We start from the raw sequence: 14,560 nt of genomic DNA, 5'->3' as shown, positions 1-14,560 counted from the left end.
GTCGCGTTTAGAGGCCCGTCGCGTTTAGAGGCCCGTCGCGTCAGAGGCCGAACTGCGCCTTGATCTTCTTGGTCTGAAAGTGCTCGACGATGATGCCGAGCAGCGGGATGGTGCCCGCGAGCAGCACGCCGATGGTCTTGCCGATGGGCCAGCGCACCTTGACCGCGAGGTTCGCGGCGAACAGCAGGTACACGAAGTACACCCAGCCGTGGACGACGGCGATCCAGCTCAACGAGTCGTCGTTGAAGCCGTACTTCATCACCATCTCGTAGCAGAGCGCGATGAGCCAGATACCCGTCGCCCATGCCAGGACGCGGTAGCCGAGCAGCGGCTTGCGGATCGCGTCGGCAGGCGGCGTCGCGGGTGCCGGGTCGGCGGCCTCGGGGCGATCGGCGGGAGCCTCGGGGTCAGGGCTGCTCATGGTGTGGTCCTGTCATCGGTTTCGGACTTCGCGAGTTCGGCAAGGTAGGCGTTGTACTCGCGCAGGGTGGGATCGTCGTCGTCGCGGGGTGTGGCGGCGCTGGGGCGCTCGGGCAACAGCCCGTCCGGGATCGCGGTCAGCTCGCCATGGCTCGCCGCAGGAGGCGGGGCCTCCTCGTAGCGGACGAACTTGTAGTACGCGTAGAAGCAGAAGCCGGCGAACATGGGCCACTGCAGTGCGTAGCCGAGATTCACGAAGCTGCCCGAGTTGGACTCGTAGCGTGTCCACTGCCACCACGCCAGTGCCATGCAGCCGGCGGCGCCGAGGCACACCAGCGCGATGAGCGCCGGTCTCCTACGCCGTGTAGTGGACATGCCCTAACGGTACCGCGCTAGGATTGGCCCGTTCGCGGGCGTGGCGCAATTGGCTGACGCGCCGGCTTTAGGTGCCGGTGTTCGAAAGAACTTGTGGGTTCGAGTCCCACCGCCCGCACAATTGGTAGGAGCATCCCGCCGACTGTGAATCTGGCGACGCAGACCCCTGGTCAGGCGTCGCCAGATTCACAATTGGCGGTCGTCGACCCAATCGCCACGCCGCAATCGCTACGACCTAATCGTCGGACGCGGCCACCAGCGAGTGCAGATGCACGTCGGGGTTGTCGCGTTGGAAGCCCTCAAGCCGCCACTTGGTCGAGAACAGCGCGAGCATGACGCCGTCGGTGCGCGTCAGAACCTCGGCCGACGGCTGGCGCTGGACGAAGTCGGCATCCTCGGGATCCACGATCCGCGCCACCGTGTAGGGCAGCGACTCCAGCGAGATCGGCGCACTCAGTTCGGTCGCCATCCGGTGGGTGGCCACCTCGAACTGCATGGGTCCGACGGCGGCGAGTACCGGCGCCTGCTCACCGCGGCGGTCGGAGCGCAGCACCTGCACCACGCCCTCCTGCTCCAACTGCTCGATGCCGCGGCGGAACTGCTTGTGCTTGCTCGGGTCGGTGCCCCGGGCCACCGAGAAGTACTCAGGGGAGAAGCTCGGGATCGGCGGGTACTGCACGGGGACATCGCGGAAGAGCGTGTCGCCCGGTCGCAGGGCGTTGGCGTTGGCCAACCCGATGACGTCACCCGGCCACGCGGTGTCCAGAGTGGAGCGCTGCTGGCCGAACACCGACTGTGCGTACTTGGTGACGAACGGCTTGCCCGTCGTCGCATGGGTGAGGACATCGCCCCGCTCGAACGTGCCCGAGCAGACCCGCGCGTAGGCGATGCGGTCGCGGTGGGACGAGTCCATACCGGCCTGCACCTTGAAGACGAAGGCGCTGAACGGCGCCACGGTGGCGCGCCGGTTGCCGTCGACATCGACCTGTCCGTCGGGCGCCGGAGCGAGTTGGACCAGCACGTCGAGCAGCTGGTTGACGCCGAAGTTCAACGCCGCGGAGGTGAACAGCACGGGTGTGGACTCGCAGCCCAGGAAGGTCTCCTGGTCGTAGTCGGCACCGTCGGCCTCGAGAAGTTCGGACTCCTCGACCGAGCGGTCCCAGTCGATGCCCGCCGAGGCGTGGGCGTTGTCCGGGGTGATGTGCTCCTCGGGCGCGGCCTTCGCCCCACCGGCCGTGCGGGTGAACCGGATGAAGTTCCCGGTCCGCCGGTCCAGCACGCCCTTGAAGTCACCGGCGATACCGACCGGCCACGTCAATGGCGTTGGGCGCAGGCCGATCCGGGCCGCGATCTCGTCCATCAGCTCGAGTGGGTCACGACCGGGGCGGTCCCACTTGTTGATCACCGTGATGATCGGGATCCGGCGGTGACGGCACACCTGAAACAGCTTGAGGGTCTGCGGCTCGAGGCCCTTGGCGGCGTCGATCAGCATCACCGCGCAGTCGACGGCGGTCAGGACGCGGTAGGTGTCCTCGGAGAAGTCGGCGTGGCCCGGGGTGTCGAGCAGGTTGATGACGCAGTCGCGTCCCGCGGTGGAATAGGGGAACTGCAGTGCCGTCGACGTGATGGAGATGCCTCGGGCCTTCTCCATGTCCATCCAGTCCGACACGGTGGCGCGACGCCCGGCCTTGCCGTGGATGGCACCGGCCTCGGTGATGGCGTTGGCGTGCAGGACGAGCGCTTCGGTGAGCGTCGACTTGCCTGCGTCGGGGTGGCTGATGACGGCGAACGTCCTGCGCCGACGGGCTTCGGTGGCTATGCGTTCTGCCGCGCGTCCCTCGGCGGCTGCCGGGACGACCGGGGCGTTTTCGATCATTGAGTAACGATGATATTGGCGGCGCCCATCAAACCCGTAATCGTGTCGGTCAGGTCACCGCGGTACACGCTGGTCACCGCCGGTGAGTGGCTACCTCCGCAGCCGCGCCAGCACCTGGCGCGCCACCGAGGTCGACGCGATGGGCGGGTGCCGGTCCACATAGGGCCACGGCGTGTTGCGCTCGGGAACCGACGTCGCCCGCGCCTGCTTGAGCTGCATGCGCAGGTGAGCCCGCAGGTCGTGCAGGTCGGGGTCGGGCCACCGGTTGTCGGTCTCGACTGGATCGGACGTCAGGTCGTAGAGCTCCCACTGATCGTCGAGGGGATCGGTCCGGTACGCCTCGCCGCCGATCCCGTTCGCCGCCAGGTGACGCACACCGGGCTGCGTCCACGTGGCCGGGTCGTCGAACGTGCGCACCAGCTTCCACAGGTGCCCGGCGCCGCCGCGGGCGTCGACGTCATCGACTCGGACCACCAGTCCCTCGAAGTTCGCGCCGACGTGCGCGGGCAGCGTGATGCGCAGCGGTGCTGGCGGGTTCTCGGTGACGCCCAGTTGCCTGGCGCCCCCGGACGCCCCGGTGTCTCCCTCGAGCACGTTGTCGCGTGTCATCAGGTACACCGCCCGGCCCTCGTCGGCCGGTGCGCCGTCGACCACCGGCATCAAGTCCGTGCCGGGCAGCGGATGCACCTCGGTGAACGTCTCGGTGAGCGCTGTGGCCGTCGCGTCGATGTCGACACCCGCCGCCGAGAGCAGTGTCGGCACCAGGTCGACATGCGATGTCGGCGCGGAGACGGTGCGTGGCTGCGTCGCGTGCGCGCCGGTGCGGACGATGACGAACGGCACCCGGGTGGCCTCGTCGTACATGTTGAACCACTTCTGGTGCAGCCCGCCGTGCGCACCGAGCAGCTCACCGTGATCGGACGTGCGGACCAGGACCGCATCCTCGGAACCGCCGTCAGTGACGGCGCGTCGCACCCGATCGAGTGGGCCGTCGACCTCGGCGTGGAGGCGGTAGTAGAGGTCGCGGTAGCGCTGCGCGTTGCGCTTGTATGTGCGCCCGACGACGGGTGCCGGTCCGTATCCGGAGTAGTAGGTCTCGCGGAAGGCGATCTGCGCGGCCGGTTTGGTCGACAGGTCCTCCCTCGCGGTCGGCGGTGCGGGCACGCTCGGCGGATCCAGGGGCGAGGGCTCGATCGGGCTGCGGCGCACCCAGGCCGGGAACAGCACGATGTCGTGCGGGTTGACGAAGCTAGCCACCAGTAGGAAGGGGCGTAGCGCCTCCTCGTCACCGGCGCGGCGACGCTCATAGCGATCGCTCAGCCACGCGACGATCCGGTCGGCGAACAGGTTGTCGCGCCGAAAACCGCTGTTGGCCATGGCCGCACCGTGTGGCTCCGGGCCCACCCACCCCGAGAAGCCGTAGGGCCCGAGGGGATCGGCCTCGAGATAGCGGGTGACGGCGACGGGGTCGATCACGCCGTCGTCGTCGTTGGTGGCCAACGGCTCACCGGTCGCCGGATCCTCGAGATCGGCGTGGCTGATGTGCCACTTGCCGTCGTAGTGGGTGTCATATCCCGCGGCGCGGAACCAGTTGCCCAGCGTGGGCACCTCGCCGCGGCGCAACCAGCGCAGTCGCGAATCGTCGTAGCGCTTGCCGATGCCATCGGTTTGGGTGACCCCGTGCAGATCCGGGTACTGGCCGGTGAAGATCGTCGGGCGGCTCGGCACGCAGGCCAGCGACCCGGTGTAGTGCCTGGTGAAGTTCACGCCGTGCTCGTCGAACCAGCGTCGGCCGGTCAGCGTGCGCTGGCGCCAGGACAGCACGTCATCGGACTCATACGGCGGTGTGGCGCGCTCCTCGTCGGTCATGAGGATGACGATGTCGGGCCTATGAGCCATGCGTTTTCTCCAGATGTCGAGCCAGTCCGGCGAGCATCGAGTCGGATTGCTTGGCCATGACGCGGCACACGATTCGCTCGGCTGCGCGTGCCAGCGGGTTGGCTCCCACCTCGACGGTGCTGGTGAGAGTCACCACGGTCGCCGTGCCGGCGGGCCGCAGCGTCCAGCGGTTGGCGACATGGCGCAGTCGGCGTGGCAGTCCCTCGATGTCGTAGGCGAGGGTTTCCGGTGCAGCCGCCTCGGTGATGCGCTCGACCAGGACGTTGCGGCCAACCTGGACGCGGCGGGTCGTGCCCGGTGACACCCCGTCCGCACCGTGGTTCAAGATGCACGAGTGGTCGACGCCGTCCGCCCATGAACTGAGCGCACCGAAATCGGCGAGAACGTCCCAGATCGCCTGAGGCGGGGCAGAAATCGTGGCATCGCGGGTGATGACCGACACGGCACCCATCAAACACCATCGCGGGTGGCAGTGCGTCCGACTCGCGAATGCCCGGCCCGCTTCAGATCATGTCGTTGCGCGTCAACCACCGCATCACCGGCCATCCGATGAACACCGGCAGCCAACAGGTCAGCACGCGGTACAGCAGCACCGACGGAACGGCCACCGCCGCCGGGACCCCGAACGCGGCAAGACCACCGATTAGCGCGGCCTCCACGGCGCCGACGCCGCCCGGGGTGGGCGCGGCGGAGGCCAGCGTCCCGCCGATCATCGTCACCACGGTGACGGTGACGAACGAGACGTCACCGCCGAACGCCTCGACGCTGGCCCACAGTGCCAGTGCCGCACCCAGAGTGGTTGCGCCACAACCCAGCACGATCAACGCCAGGCGTTTGGGCTCACGAACCAGGTCGGCAAGATCCTGGCCGACCTCCTTGAGCCTCGGCCCCACCTCGGTGCCCAGCCAGCGCCGTGCCTTCGGCACCAGCATGAACGTGCCCACCACACCCAACGCCGCGCCGGCGATCAGGTACAGCACCGTGGCCGATGGCACGAAGTGAGACAGGTTCGCCGACGCCCCCGCCACGGCGCTGAAGAAGATCAGCAGCGCCACATGGGTGATCACCTGCACCGACTGCTGCAGCGCCACGGCCGCCGTGGCGCGCACCGCGCCGAGGCCGGACTTCTGCAGGAAGCGGGTGCTGAGCGCAAGGCCGCCAACCCCGGCGGGTGTCGTGGTGGCCGCGAACGTGTTGGCCACCTGCATGATTGTGAGGTTCTTGAAGTTCACCTGTTCCGAGGCGCAGGCCCACAGTGCGGCCGCCGCGCCGACGTAGGTCAACGCGGACACCGCGAGGCCGAGCAGCGCCCACCACCAGTTCGCGGTCCGGAGTTCGGCGAAGAACGCGGGCACTGTGCTGATGAACGGATACGCGACGTAGACCAGGGCCACCAGCAGCACCATCTGGATCAACTGGTTTCGGGTGAACCGGGTGATGGTCTCGGTCTGGATCTGGTCGGCGCCGGTCTGGCGCTTCACCTCGTCTCGCGCGCTCGTGACCGATGTCTTGATATCGATCACGGACTTCCTGATCCGTTGTGGCATAGCCGATTTGGTCAACCGCCGTGATGCGGTCAAAACGGTGTCACGGCCGAAGGAGGTGATCGCAGCGGTCACCGCCGGCTTCGCGCCGTGCAGCGCCGTTGTCGTCACCAACAACTGGGCGATATCGGATTGCAGCTGGGTGTCGGATGCGCCGTACTCGGAGTTGTCGAACCCGCCGAACCGCGCTTTGTCTTCATCGAGGGTGATCTTCGCCGGACGCAGGTCACCGTGGGAGATCTGGTGTTCATGCAACTGCCGCAATGACTCCCACGCCGTCTCCACCGGATCATCGGCCGACAGTGCGTCGCCGCGGGGCCAGGTGTGCGCGTACAGCGTCCAGCCGCGATCCAGGGCCGCCACCGACATCGTGGTGGTGTTCGACAGGCCGAGGTCGTCGATGGCGATCGTCATCAGCGCCCGGTGCTCGACGGCGCGGCGCATCGACGTCTGCAGCGGCCCGGTCTCGCTCTTGCGCAGGCGTAGGTAGCGCCAGATCTGCCGCAACGCGCCGCCGCTGCGCTGATTGGGGCCGTACAACTCGACGATGGCGGGCTCGTCGGAGCCCTCACACGTCGCGGACAGCACCAGGGGTCCCGGCCCGGCCGGGTGTAGTACCTGCAATGCCGTGACGATGAATCGGCGCCGTCCCAACGCCCGGACCGCGTCCACGAGTGGCACTTCCAGCGCCGGAGTGCCGACCAACAGAACCGTCAACGCGCCGACGAACCAACCGACCGAGAGGCCCAACACCGACCTGGCAGGCACGACGGCGCTGACCACCAGGTGGATCGGCACGAATGCCAGCAGCAGAGTCCACCACCAGCGGCGCCAGCGGGCGGGCACCCAGGGACCCGAGACAGTGAGCATCGCGGCCAGCATGGCGATCCACCGCGGATCGTCGAGGAACTGCGACAGCGTGGTGTTGAGCCGGTCGAACAGATCGAAGTGCCAACGAGGTGCTGCGATGCCGTTCGCCGTGATGGACAGCGCGAGGATCGAGACCATCCCGGCCGCCGCGTAGGCCCCGAGCAGTTTGAACTGCCGCGAGATGATCAGCCCGATCAGGATCACGAACGGCAGGGCCAGGATGGTGATGCCGTACGCCAGGTACACCAGGTTGGACTGCGTGGGCGTCAGCACTCCCACGATGTTGGAGATCGACTTCTCCAGCCCGACCCAGTCGTTGCGGGTGATCAGGGAGCTGGTGATCACGACGGCCAGCAGCACCGTCGCGACGACGAGTCGCAGGATGTCGTTGGTTCGCCGGGTCAGCGGTTGCAGCAGCCTGCCTGCAACTGTGATCTCCCGGCCGTCGACTCGCACGCCCTCAGCATCCCTGGCCGGGCGGTGCTATTGGGTGCGAAACGCCGGTCAGGGGGTGAGTGCTGGACGCAGGAAGGCGCCGGAGACCGCGATCGCCGGTGCCGATGAGTCTCCGCCGACCACCAGCGTCGCGAAGGCGATATCACCCGCGATACCGGCGAACCAGCCGTGCGAATGGGTGTTGTCACCGAATTCGGCGGTGCCCGTCTTGCCGCCCAGACCGGTCACGTCCCGCAGTTCGGTGGCCGTGCCGTCGGACACGGTCTGCAGCATCATCGCGCGCAGGCTGTCGCCGATGGCGGGCGGAATCTGCTCGGATGGGGTGTCGGCGGTGGTCTTCTCATCGATGACCAGGGTCGGGGTGATGGTCGACCCATGTCCGAGGCTCGCCTCGGCGACGGCGAGTCCGAACGGGCTGACGGTCACGGTGCCCTGGCCGATCCCGTTCTCCACCTTCAGCGCCGGGGTGTCGGCATTGGGCACGTTGCCCGTGATGGTGGTCAGTCCGGGGATGACGAAGTCGACACCGATCCCGAACATCCTGGCCGTGTTCGGCAGCGCGTCGGCCGGCAGCTTGTCAGACAGCACCGCCATCGTCGTGTTGCAGGAGTGGGAGAACGCCGTCGTCAACGGCACAGTGCCCAAGTCGAATTCATCGTCGTTGGGGATGGTGCGGTTCTCGACCGTGACACGGCCCGGGCACGGTTCCGGGGTGTCCGGCGTGGCAAGGCCCGCCTGCAACGCCGCCGCCGTTGTGATGGTCTTGAACGTCGAACCCGGCGGATAGGAGCCGGTGAAGGCGATCGGCCCCTGCGCGTCGGCGGCTGGGTTCTGCGCCGCGGCCAGAATCCCGCCCGTCGATGGTGAGATCGCCACGACGACCGCGGCCCTGGGCTCAGCGGCCACAGCCTGTTGGGCGAGCATCTGCAACCGGGTGTCGAGGGTGGTGCGGATCGGTTTGGTGTCACCGGGCGGTGTCGACTCCAGCACGTCAACCGGCTCACCCTTGGCGTCGACCAGGTGGACCGACCAACCGGCGGTCGCGTCGATCGTCTTCTGCCAGATCTCCTGCAGCCCGCTGATTGCGGGGGAGGACAACTCGCGGTTGGCGGTGAGCAGGGCGCCCTGCTCGGCCACGCTGACGCCGGGAATCTGGGCGAGCTGGTCGGCCACCGCGTCCAGGTCGGCCTGCCGCAGCCTGATCACGGTGACGACGTCGTCGGAGTTGCCGTCGAACTGGGCGGTGATGGTCTCGGGGGTGATCGTCGGCTCGAACTGCTGCAGCACCGGCGCGAGGGCGGGCGCGGCGGTGAGGTGGTCGCGCGTCAGGTTGATGACGCCGACGGTCTGCCAGGTCAGCAGTGGCTGGCCGTCTCGGTCGACGACCGGGGTGAGGAAGTTCTTGTCGTCGCTGTACTGGAACGACACGCCTGGCGCGAGCTTGGGATGTAGTGCGGTGGGTGACCACTGGACATGCCAGTCATCACCGTCCTTGGTGGCGGTGGCCGTCGCCTCGTAGTGCAGGGTGCGGTCGGGCCCAAACGTCCACGTGTAGCCGAGTTTGGTCGTTGCCTGGTTCTCGGCCGAGTCATCCGGTTCGGTGACGTCGACGGTGACCGACGCGTTCTTGCCCATACCGTCGAACATCGACGTGATGACGGGGGTCGCTGCGTCCGGGTCGTCGGTTGCGGCGGCTGCGGCGCCCGCGTCCTTGCGTTGCAGCGCTTCAGCGAATGCCCGCAATGCGTCGTCCGGGCCGCTGCTGGAGAACAGCGAACATCCCGTCGATCCGAGGAGTATGAGACCAATCAGCAGAACCAGCGCGCAACGTTTCGTCATGACCCCTCGAGGCTAGCCAGCGGCCGCCCGATCATCGAACGTCTGGCGGTGACGGAGTGTCAGACTCGCGCCGACCGGCGCAGGCGAAGGCCAGCACGGCGAGCGTGCTCGCGGAGACCATGACGATCGCCGCGGGGACGGCCGTGGCCTCGCCTGCGATGCTGACCAGGGGAGTGACCGCTGCGGCGAGTCCGAACTGTGTCGCGCCCAGTGCCGCCGACGCCGTGCCCGCGGCGCGGGGCGCCGCGCCCAGTGCCAGCGCGGTGGTGTTGCCGAAGACCAGGCCCATGCTGCCCACCGTCACCAGTAGTGGCAGGGCGAGCCAACCCGCGGCGACACCCGATGTCGCCAACACCAGCAGCGTCACGGTCGCACCCAGGCCCAGGCCCAGACCGATTCCGGCAAGGCGCCGGACGTCGTGCCGGGTGGTCAGGCGCGCCGAGAGCGCACTCATGCTCAGCAGCGCAAGGGCATTCACACCGAACATGGCGCCGTACTGGCCGGCGCTGAGCCCCATCATGGTCTGGTAGATGAACGGCGACGCGGAGATGTAGGCCATCATCGTGGCGAATGCGCAGCAGAATGCCGCGGCGTTGCCGAGGTAGGTCCGGCTCGCCAGATCGCGCAGCGGTGACCCCAGTGCGGCACGTGACGATCGCAGTTCGGCGCGCCGATGCTCCGTGTGCGTCTCGCGAACGATCGACAGCACCGCCAGCAGCATCAGCGTCGACAGGGCGAGGATGACGGCCAGTGCCCCGCGCCAGCCGATGGGCCCGACCAGAAATCCACCCGCCAGGGGTGCGATGACCGGTGCGACCCCGCCGACGATCATCATCAGGCTGAATGCCCGTGCTGCGGCCTTGCCCGTCGCGAGGTCGGCGATGATGGCGCGCCCGATGACCATGCCCGCCGCCCCGGCGAAGCCCTGGACGAACCGCGCTCCGATCAGCACCTCGACGGTGGGTGCGAACACGGTTGCGGCACTGGCGACTACGCACACCGTCGCCCCGACGAGCAGGGGCCGCACCCTGCCGAACCGGTCGGACAACGGGCCGAAGAGAAGTTGACCGAAGGCCAGCCCCAGCAGGAACGCAGTCAGCGTCAGCTGCACCGCCGTCGCGGAGGTGCCCAGGTCGGTCACCATCGTCGGGAACGCGGGCAGATACAGATCCGTGGCGAAGGGCGCGACCGCGGACAGCAGCGCCAGGGTCACCAGCAGGGTCGCGGTGATGGTCCGCTCGCGTTCGGTCCGGGGGGACGTGTCTAGGGCCGCCGTCACGGATCACCTCCAATTAGTTATCAAATGATACTTATTAAAGTACAACAATCGGGGTAGTCTTGGCCAGATGAGCGAGGGCGATGATGGTCACACCGATGACCGCATGGCGGACCTGGCCGACCTGATCCTGGCGCTGGCCCGCACGATCAGCACCGAGGCACATCTGGATGCTCAGGTCGTGGAACTCACGGCAACCGAGATCAACGTCATGCGATTCATCGACCGCCACCCGGGCGCATCGCCCACTGCGGTGGCGGCCGCCACCGGCCTGCAGCGCAGCAATCTCAGCCGCGCCGTGCGCGCCCTGGAGACCAAGGGGCTGGTCTCCAGATCTGTCGGCGGGGATGACGCACGGCAGGCCCAGTTGAACCCGACCCCGCGCGCGCAGGCCAATCTTCGTCGGCTGCGGGCGAACTGGTCGCGGATGTTGGGCAATGCCGGTGCCGATCGGCGTAATCTCGACTCGGCGCTGACGCTGCTCGCCGAACTCGAAGTCGGCCTGGCGGAAGGCTGACAGCCATGGCCACTCTGCTCTCACTGAACGTCGGAGCGCCCAGGGATGTCGAGTGGAGGGGCCGGGTCGTCCGCACCGGCGCGTGGAAACGGCCCGTGGATGGACCTCGGATGGTGCGACGGCTCAACGTCGACGGTGATGGCCAGGGGGACCTGGGTGGGCACGGCGGTGAGAACCGGGCCGTCCTGGTGTATCAGGACGCGTCCTACCGGCACTGGATCGCCGAACTCGGACGTGACGACCTGGCGCCGGGGCACTTCGGCGAGAACTTCACCGTCGACGGTCTACCCGACGACGAGGTATGCATCGGCGACCGTTACCGGATCGGAGACGCTGTCTTCGAGGTCACCCAGCCCCGAGTCACCTGCTACCGCGTCGGCATGCGGCTGGCAGTGCCGAACATGGCCTCGCTGCTGGTATCTCACCGACGCCCGGGCTTCTACCTCCGTGTCGTCACCGAAGGCGAGGTGGCGGCGGGCCAGGAGATCGTGAAGATCGCCGACGGTCCCGAGTCGGTCACGGTCGCAGAGATCGACGCGTTGCTCTACCTGCCCGGTCATCCCCACGATGCCCTCGAGCGTGCCCTGCGGGTACCCGCGCTGAGCCCAGGGTGGAAGGCCTCGCTCGAGAACCTGATCAAACAGGGGCAGGGCTCGGCGACGTCGAATGGGAACACGGGACTCACCGGCGCGGCGGCCAGTCCGCCGCCGGTGTGGTCCGGCTTCCGGCCATTGAGGGTCACCTCGATCAACGATGAGAGCGCCCATGTCCGATCGCTGGTGTTGGCCGATCCCGACGGGGCGCGGTTACCGAATTGGCTTGCCGGTCAGTCCATTGCGTTACGGTTGCGGTCCGAGCCGGATGGCGGCACAGTGCTCCGCAACTACTCGCTGTCCAACGCGCCGGACTCCGGCGCCTACCGCATCGGCGTCAAGCGGGAACTGAACGGGCGCGGCAGCGGATACCTTCACACCCGGGTCGCGGTCGGCGACGTGCTCGACGTCGCCGCGCCGCGGGGCACGTTCTTTCTCGCCGACGGCGACGACCCGGTGCTCCTGTTGTCGGCGGGTGTCGGGATCACGCCGGTGCTGTCGATGCTGCACACCCTCGCGGAGTCGGCCTCCCCGCGGGAGGTCTGGTGGCTGCACGGCGCCAGAGACGGCACGGAGCATCCGTTCGCCGCCGAATGTCGTGATGTTCTGCGCCAGTTGCCCGGTGGCCATCTGCACGTCTTCTACAGTCGCCCCGGTGTATCAGACCGGCTGGGCTCGGACTACACGGCGCTCGGCCGGCTGTCGATCGAGGCGCTCGCGACGCTGGGACCGCCGCGCGACTGCGACGCGTACCTGTGCGGCCCCGCCGACTTCATGGGGGTGCTGAGCGCAGGTCTGGTCGACTACGGCCTCGCGGCCGCGCGCATTCACAGTGAGACCTTCGGTGCTGCAGCAGCACTCACCCCGGGTATCACTGCGACAGCGTCCATCGCACCGCATGCGCCAACAGGTCCTGCAGGCTCGGGTCCCGGCGTTGGCTTCGCCCGCAGCGGCCTCACGGTGCCATGGGGTCCGCAGTACGAGAGCCTGCTCGAGTTCGCCGAGGCGTGCGATGTGCCCACCAGATGGTCGTGCCGAACCGGGGTCTGCCACAACTGTGAGACGGCGCTGCTGTCGGGATCGGTGCGCTACGACCCCGAACCGCTCGAACCACCCGCGCAGGGAAACGTCCTGATCTGCTGCTCGGTTCCCGCCGAAGAGGTCGTCCTCGACCTCTGACCGCATCAGCTCAACTTGAAGCCGGTGTAGCCGCCCGCGGCGATCTCATCGCAGCGACGCCGGTACTCCGGGATGCCTGCGGTGTAGCCCATGTACATCCGCTTCTTGCCGGGCACGTTGCCGCCGTTGTACCAGGAGTTGCACGACGGATCCATGAGCACCGTCGCCTCGACTATCGACGTCGCGTGTTCGATCCACTCGATCTGCGCCTCGGGAAGCGCCTCGATCTCGCGATACCCGTTGGCGCGCAGGTGATCCAGACAATCGGCGATCCACTCCACATGCTGCTCGAGCGCGGTGAGGAAGTTCGTGGCCGCTGACGGGCTGCCCGGCCCCTGCACGACGAACAGGTTCGGGAACCCGGCCACCGCGAGGCCGAGGTAGGACAGTGGACCATCGCTGGCCCAGAAGTCCTTGAGCAGCACGCCATCTCGGCCGCGAACATCGATGCGGGTCAACGCGCCCGTCATGGCGTCGAAGCCGGTGGCGTAGACGATCACGTCGAGGTCGAACGAGCCCTGCTCGGTCGCGATGCCAGTCGGCGTCACCGCTGTGATCGGTCCCCTGCGCAGGTCGACGAGGGTGACGTTGTCGCGGTTGTAGGTCTCGTAATAGCCCTGGTCGATGATCGGGCGCTTGCAGCCGAACGGGTGCGTGGGCACCAGTGCCGCCGCGGTCTCCGGGTCTGCCACGATGCGGGCGATCGCCTCGCCGTACAGTGCGGTGGCCATCCGGTTGGCCTCGATGTCGAAGAAGATGTCACCCCAGTTGAGGGCGCCCATCACGCCATTCGCCTCGATGGCGGCCAGTTGATCCTCGCGTGAGGCCGACTTGATGGGCGGCTGGCTGAGCATGTCGATGAGGACCGAGAACGCCGATAGGCGCGCCGCGCCGACGGCGCTGTTGCGCTGCGCCTCCCGGATCTGGTCGTAGTTCGCCTTCATCTCGTCGAGTTCGGCCGGCGCGATCGGTTGCACTGCCCACGGCAGCGTGAAGGCCGGCGAGCGCTGGAACACCGTGAGTTGGCTAGCCTCCCTCGCCACCACCGGGATGAGTTGGACTCCGGTGGAACCGGTTCCGATGACACCGACACTCATGCCGGTGAAGTCGAAGCCGTCAGCGGGCCAACGGCTGGTGTGCAAGGAGGTACCGGCGAACGTGTCCATGCCATCGATGTCGGGTTCCAGCGGCACCGACAGGATCCCCGATGCGGCGACGACATACGGGGCGACGACAGGTTCACCCTCTGCGGTGTCCAGACACCACTGCGCGGCGTCCTCATCGAATGTCATCGCGACGACCTCGGTGTGCAACCGAATGTCCCTGCGGAGGTCGAGACGGTCGGCGACGAAGTTCAGGTAGCGCTCGATCTCGGGCTGCGCAGGCATCGACTCGGTCCAGACCCACTCCTGCTGGATCTCCTCGGAGAAGCTGTACGAGTACTCAATGCTCTCGATATCGCAGCGCGCGCCTGGGTACCGGTTGAACAGCCACGTGCCGCCGACGGCGCCCGCGCGCTCCAGCACGCACGTGCGCAGGCCGCGGCGACGCAGTTCGTACAGCATGTAGAGGCCCGAGAAGCCCGCGCCGATGATCACGGCGTCGTACCGGGTGTCGTCGTCGACAGCCGCCATCTGGTCCTCCTGGGAACGAGTTCCGCCCCACCTTATCGAAAGCCATACAGTATGCAAGAGAGTTCGGGGTGCGGGCGTAGAG

General features: G+C 67.7%; 11 protein-coding genes and 1 tRNA gene. 3 read left to right on the top strand and 9 right to left on the bottom strand.

Going from position 1 to position 14,560, the window contains the following annotated elements:
- Positions 1–40: 40 nt before the first annotated feature.
- Both ACZY0X_RS28645 and ACZY0X_RS28640 read right to left on the bottom strand, forming a co-directional pair.
- The gene (locus tag ACZY0X_RS28645) at positions 41–421 is read right to left on the bottom strand and encodes a DUF3817 domain-containing protein (RefSeq protein ID WP_463775228.1); all 381 of its coding nucleotides are present in this window, start codon (positions 419–421) and stop codon (positions 41–43) included.
- Positions 418–795, bottom strand: coding sequence for a hypothetical protein (locus ACZY0X_RS28640; RefSeq protein WP_463775227.1), 378 nt, complete (start codon positions 793–795; stop codon positions 418–420). Before ACZY0X_RS28640 ends, ACZY0X_RS28645 begins: the two co-directional genes overlap by 4 nt.
- A gap of 34 nt (positions 796–829) precedes the next feature.
- Between ACZY0X_RS28640 and ACZY0X_RS28635 the strand changes: the two genes are divergently transcribed.
- Positions 830–913 (top strand) — tRNA-Leu (locus ACZY0X_RS28635).
- A gap of 117 nt (positions 914–1,030) precedes the next feature.
- On the opposite strand, the gene ACZY0X_RS28630 is transcribed toward ACZY0X_RS28635, so the two are convergent.
- The 6 genes from ACZY0X_RS28630 to ACZY0X_RS28605 form a co-directional block, all read right to left on the bottom strand.
- Positions 1,031–2,671 carry a peptide chain release factor 3 gene (locus ACZY0X_RS28630; protein ID WP_463775225.1) on the bottom strand — a complete coding sequence of 547 codons (1,641 nt, stop codon included), beginning with the start codon at positions 2,669–2,671 and terminating at the stop codon, positions 1,031–1,033.
- Positions 2,672–2,761: 90 nt separating this feature from the next.
- Positions 2,762–4,570: a sulfatase-like hydrolase/transferase gene (locus ACZY0X_RS28625; protein ID WP_463775224.1), complete on the bottom strand. Its 1,809-nt coding sequence runs from the start codon at positions 4,568–4,570 to the stop codon at positions 2,762–2,764.
- A complete protein-coding gene (locus tag ACZY0X_RS28620; RefSeq protein WP_463775222.1) occupies positions 4,560–5,021 on the bottom strand; it encodes an SRPBCC family protein in 462 nt (153 codons plus the stop codon). Before ACZY0X_RS28620 ends, ACZY0X_RS28625 begins: the two co-directional genes overlap by 11 nt.
- 52 nt (positions 5,022–5,073) lie before the next feature.
- Positions 5,074–7,440, bottom strand: coding sequence for a lysylphosphatidylglycerol synthase domain-containing protein (locus ACZY0X_RS28615; RefSeq protein WP_463775221.1), 2,367 nt, complete (start codon positions 7,438–7,440; stop codon positions 5,074–5,076).
- Between the two features lie 48 nt (positions 7,441–7,488).
- Positions 7,489–9,279, bottom strand: coding sequence for a penicillin-binding transpeptidase domain-containing protein (locus tag ACZY0X_RS28610; protein WP_463775219.1), 1,791 nt, complete (start codon positions 9,277–9,279; stop codon positions 7,489–7,491).
- A 31-nt stretch (positions 9,280–9,310) separates the two neighbouring features.
- The gene (locus tag ACZY0X_RS28605; RefSeq protein ID WP_463775218.1) at positions 9,311–10,558 is read right to left on the bottom strand and encodes a multidrug effflux MFS transporter; all 1,248 of its coding nucleotides are present in this window, start codon (positions 10,556–10,558) and stop codon (positions 9,311–9,313) included.
- A gap of 67 nt (positions 10,559–10,625) precedes the next feature.
- Between ACZY0X_RS28605 and ACZY0X_RS28600 the strand changes: the two genes are divergently transcribed.
- Positions 10,626–11,072: a MarR family winged helix-turn-helix transcriptional regulator gene (locus tag ACZY0X_RS28600; RefSeq protein WP_463775217.1), complete on the top strand. Its 447-nt coding sequence runs from the start codon at positions 10,626–10,628 to the stop codon at positions 11,070–11,072.
- A 5-nt stretch (positions 11,073–11,077) separates the two neighbouring features.
- Entirely contained in the window at positions 11,078–12,844 is a 1,767-nt protein-coding gene (locus tag ACZY0X_RS28595; RefSeq protein WP_463775216.1) for an MOSC domain-containing protein, read from the top strand.
- 5 nt (positions 12,845–12,849) lie between these two features.
- On the opposite strand, the gene ACZY0X_RS28590 is transcribed toward ACZY0X_RS28595, so the two are convergent.
- Positions 12,850–14,478, bottom strand: a complete 1,629-nt coding sequence (locus ACZY0X_RS28590) for a flavin-containing monooxygenase (RefSeq protein ID WP_463775215.1) — start codon at positions 14,476–14,478, stop codon at positions 12,850–12,852.
- Positions 14,479–14,560: the final 82 nt, after the last annotated feature.

The sequence above is a fragment of the Mycobacterium sp. IDUB_39 genome (genome assembly GCF_055419205.1).
Note: the sequence above shows the minus strand (reverse complement) of the source record. Positions and strands in the feature narration are given on the sequence as shown.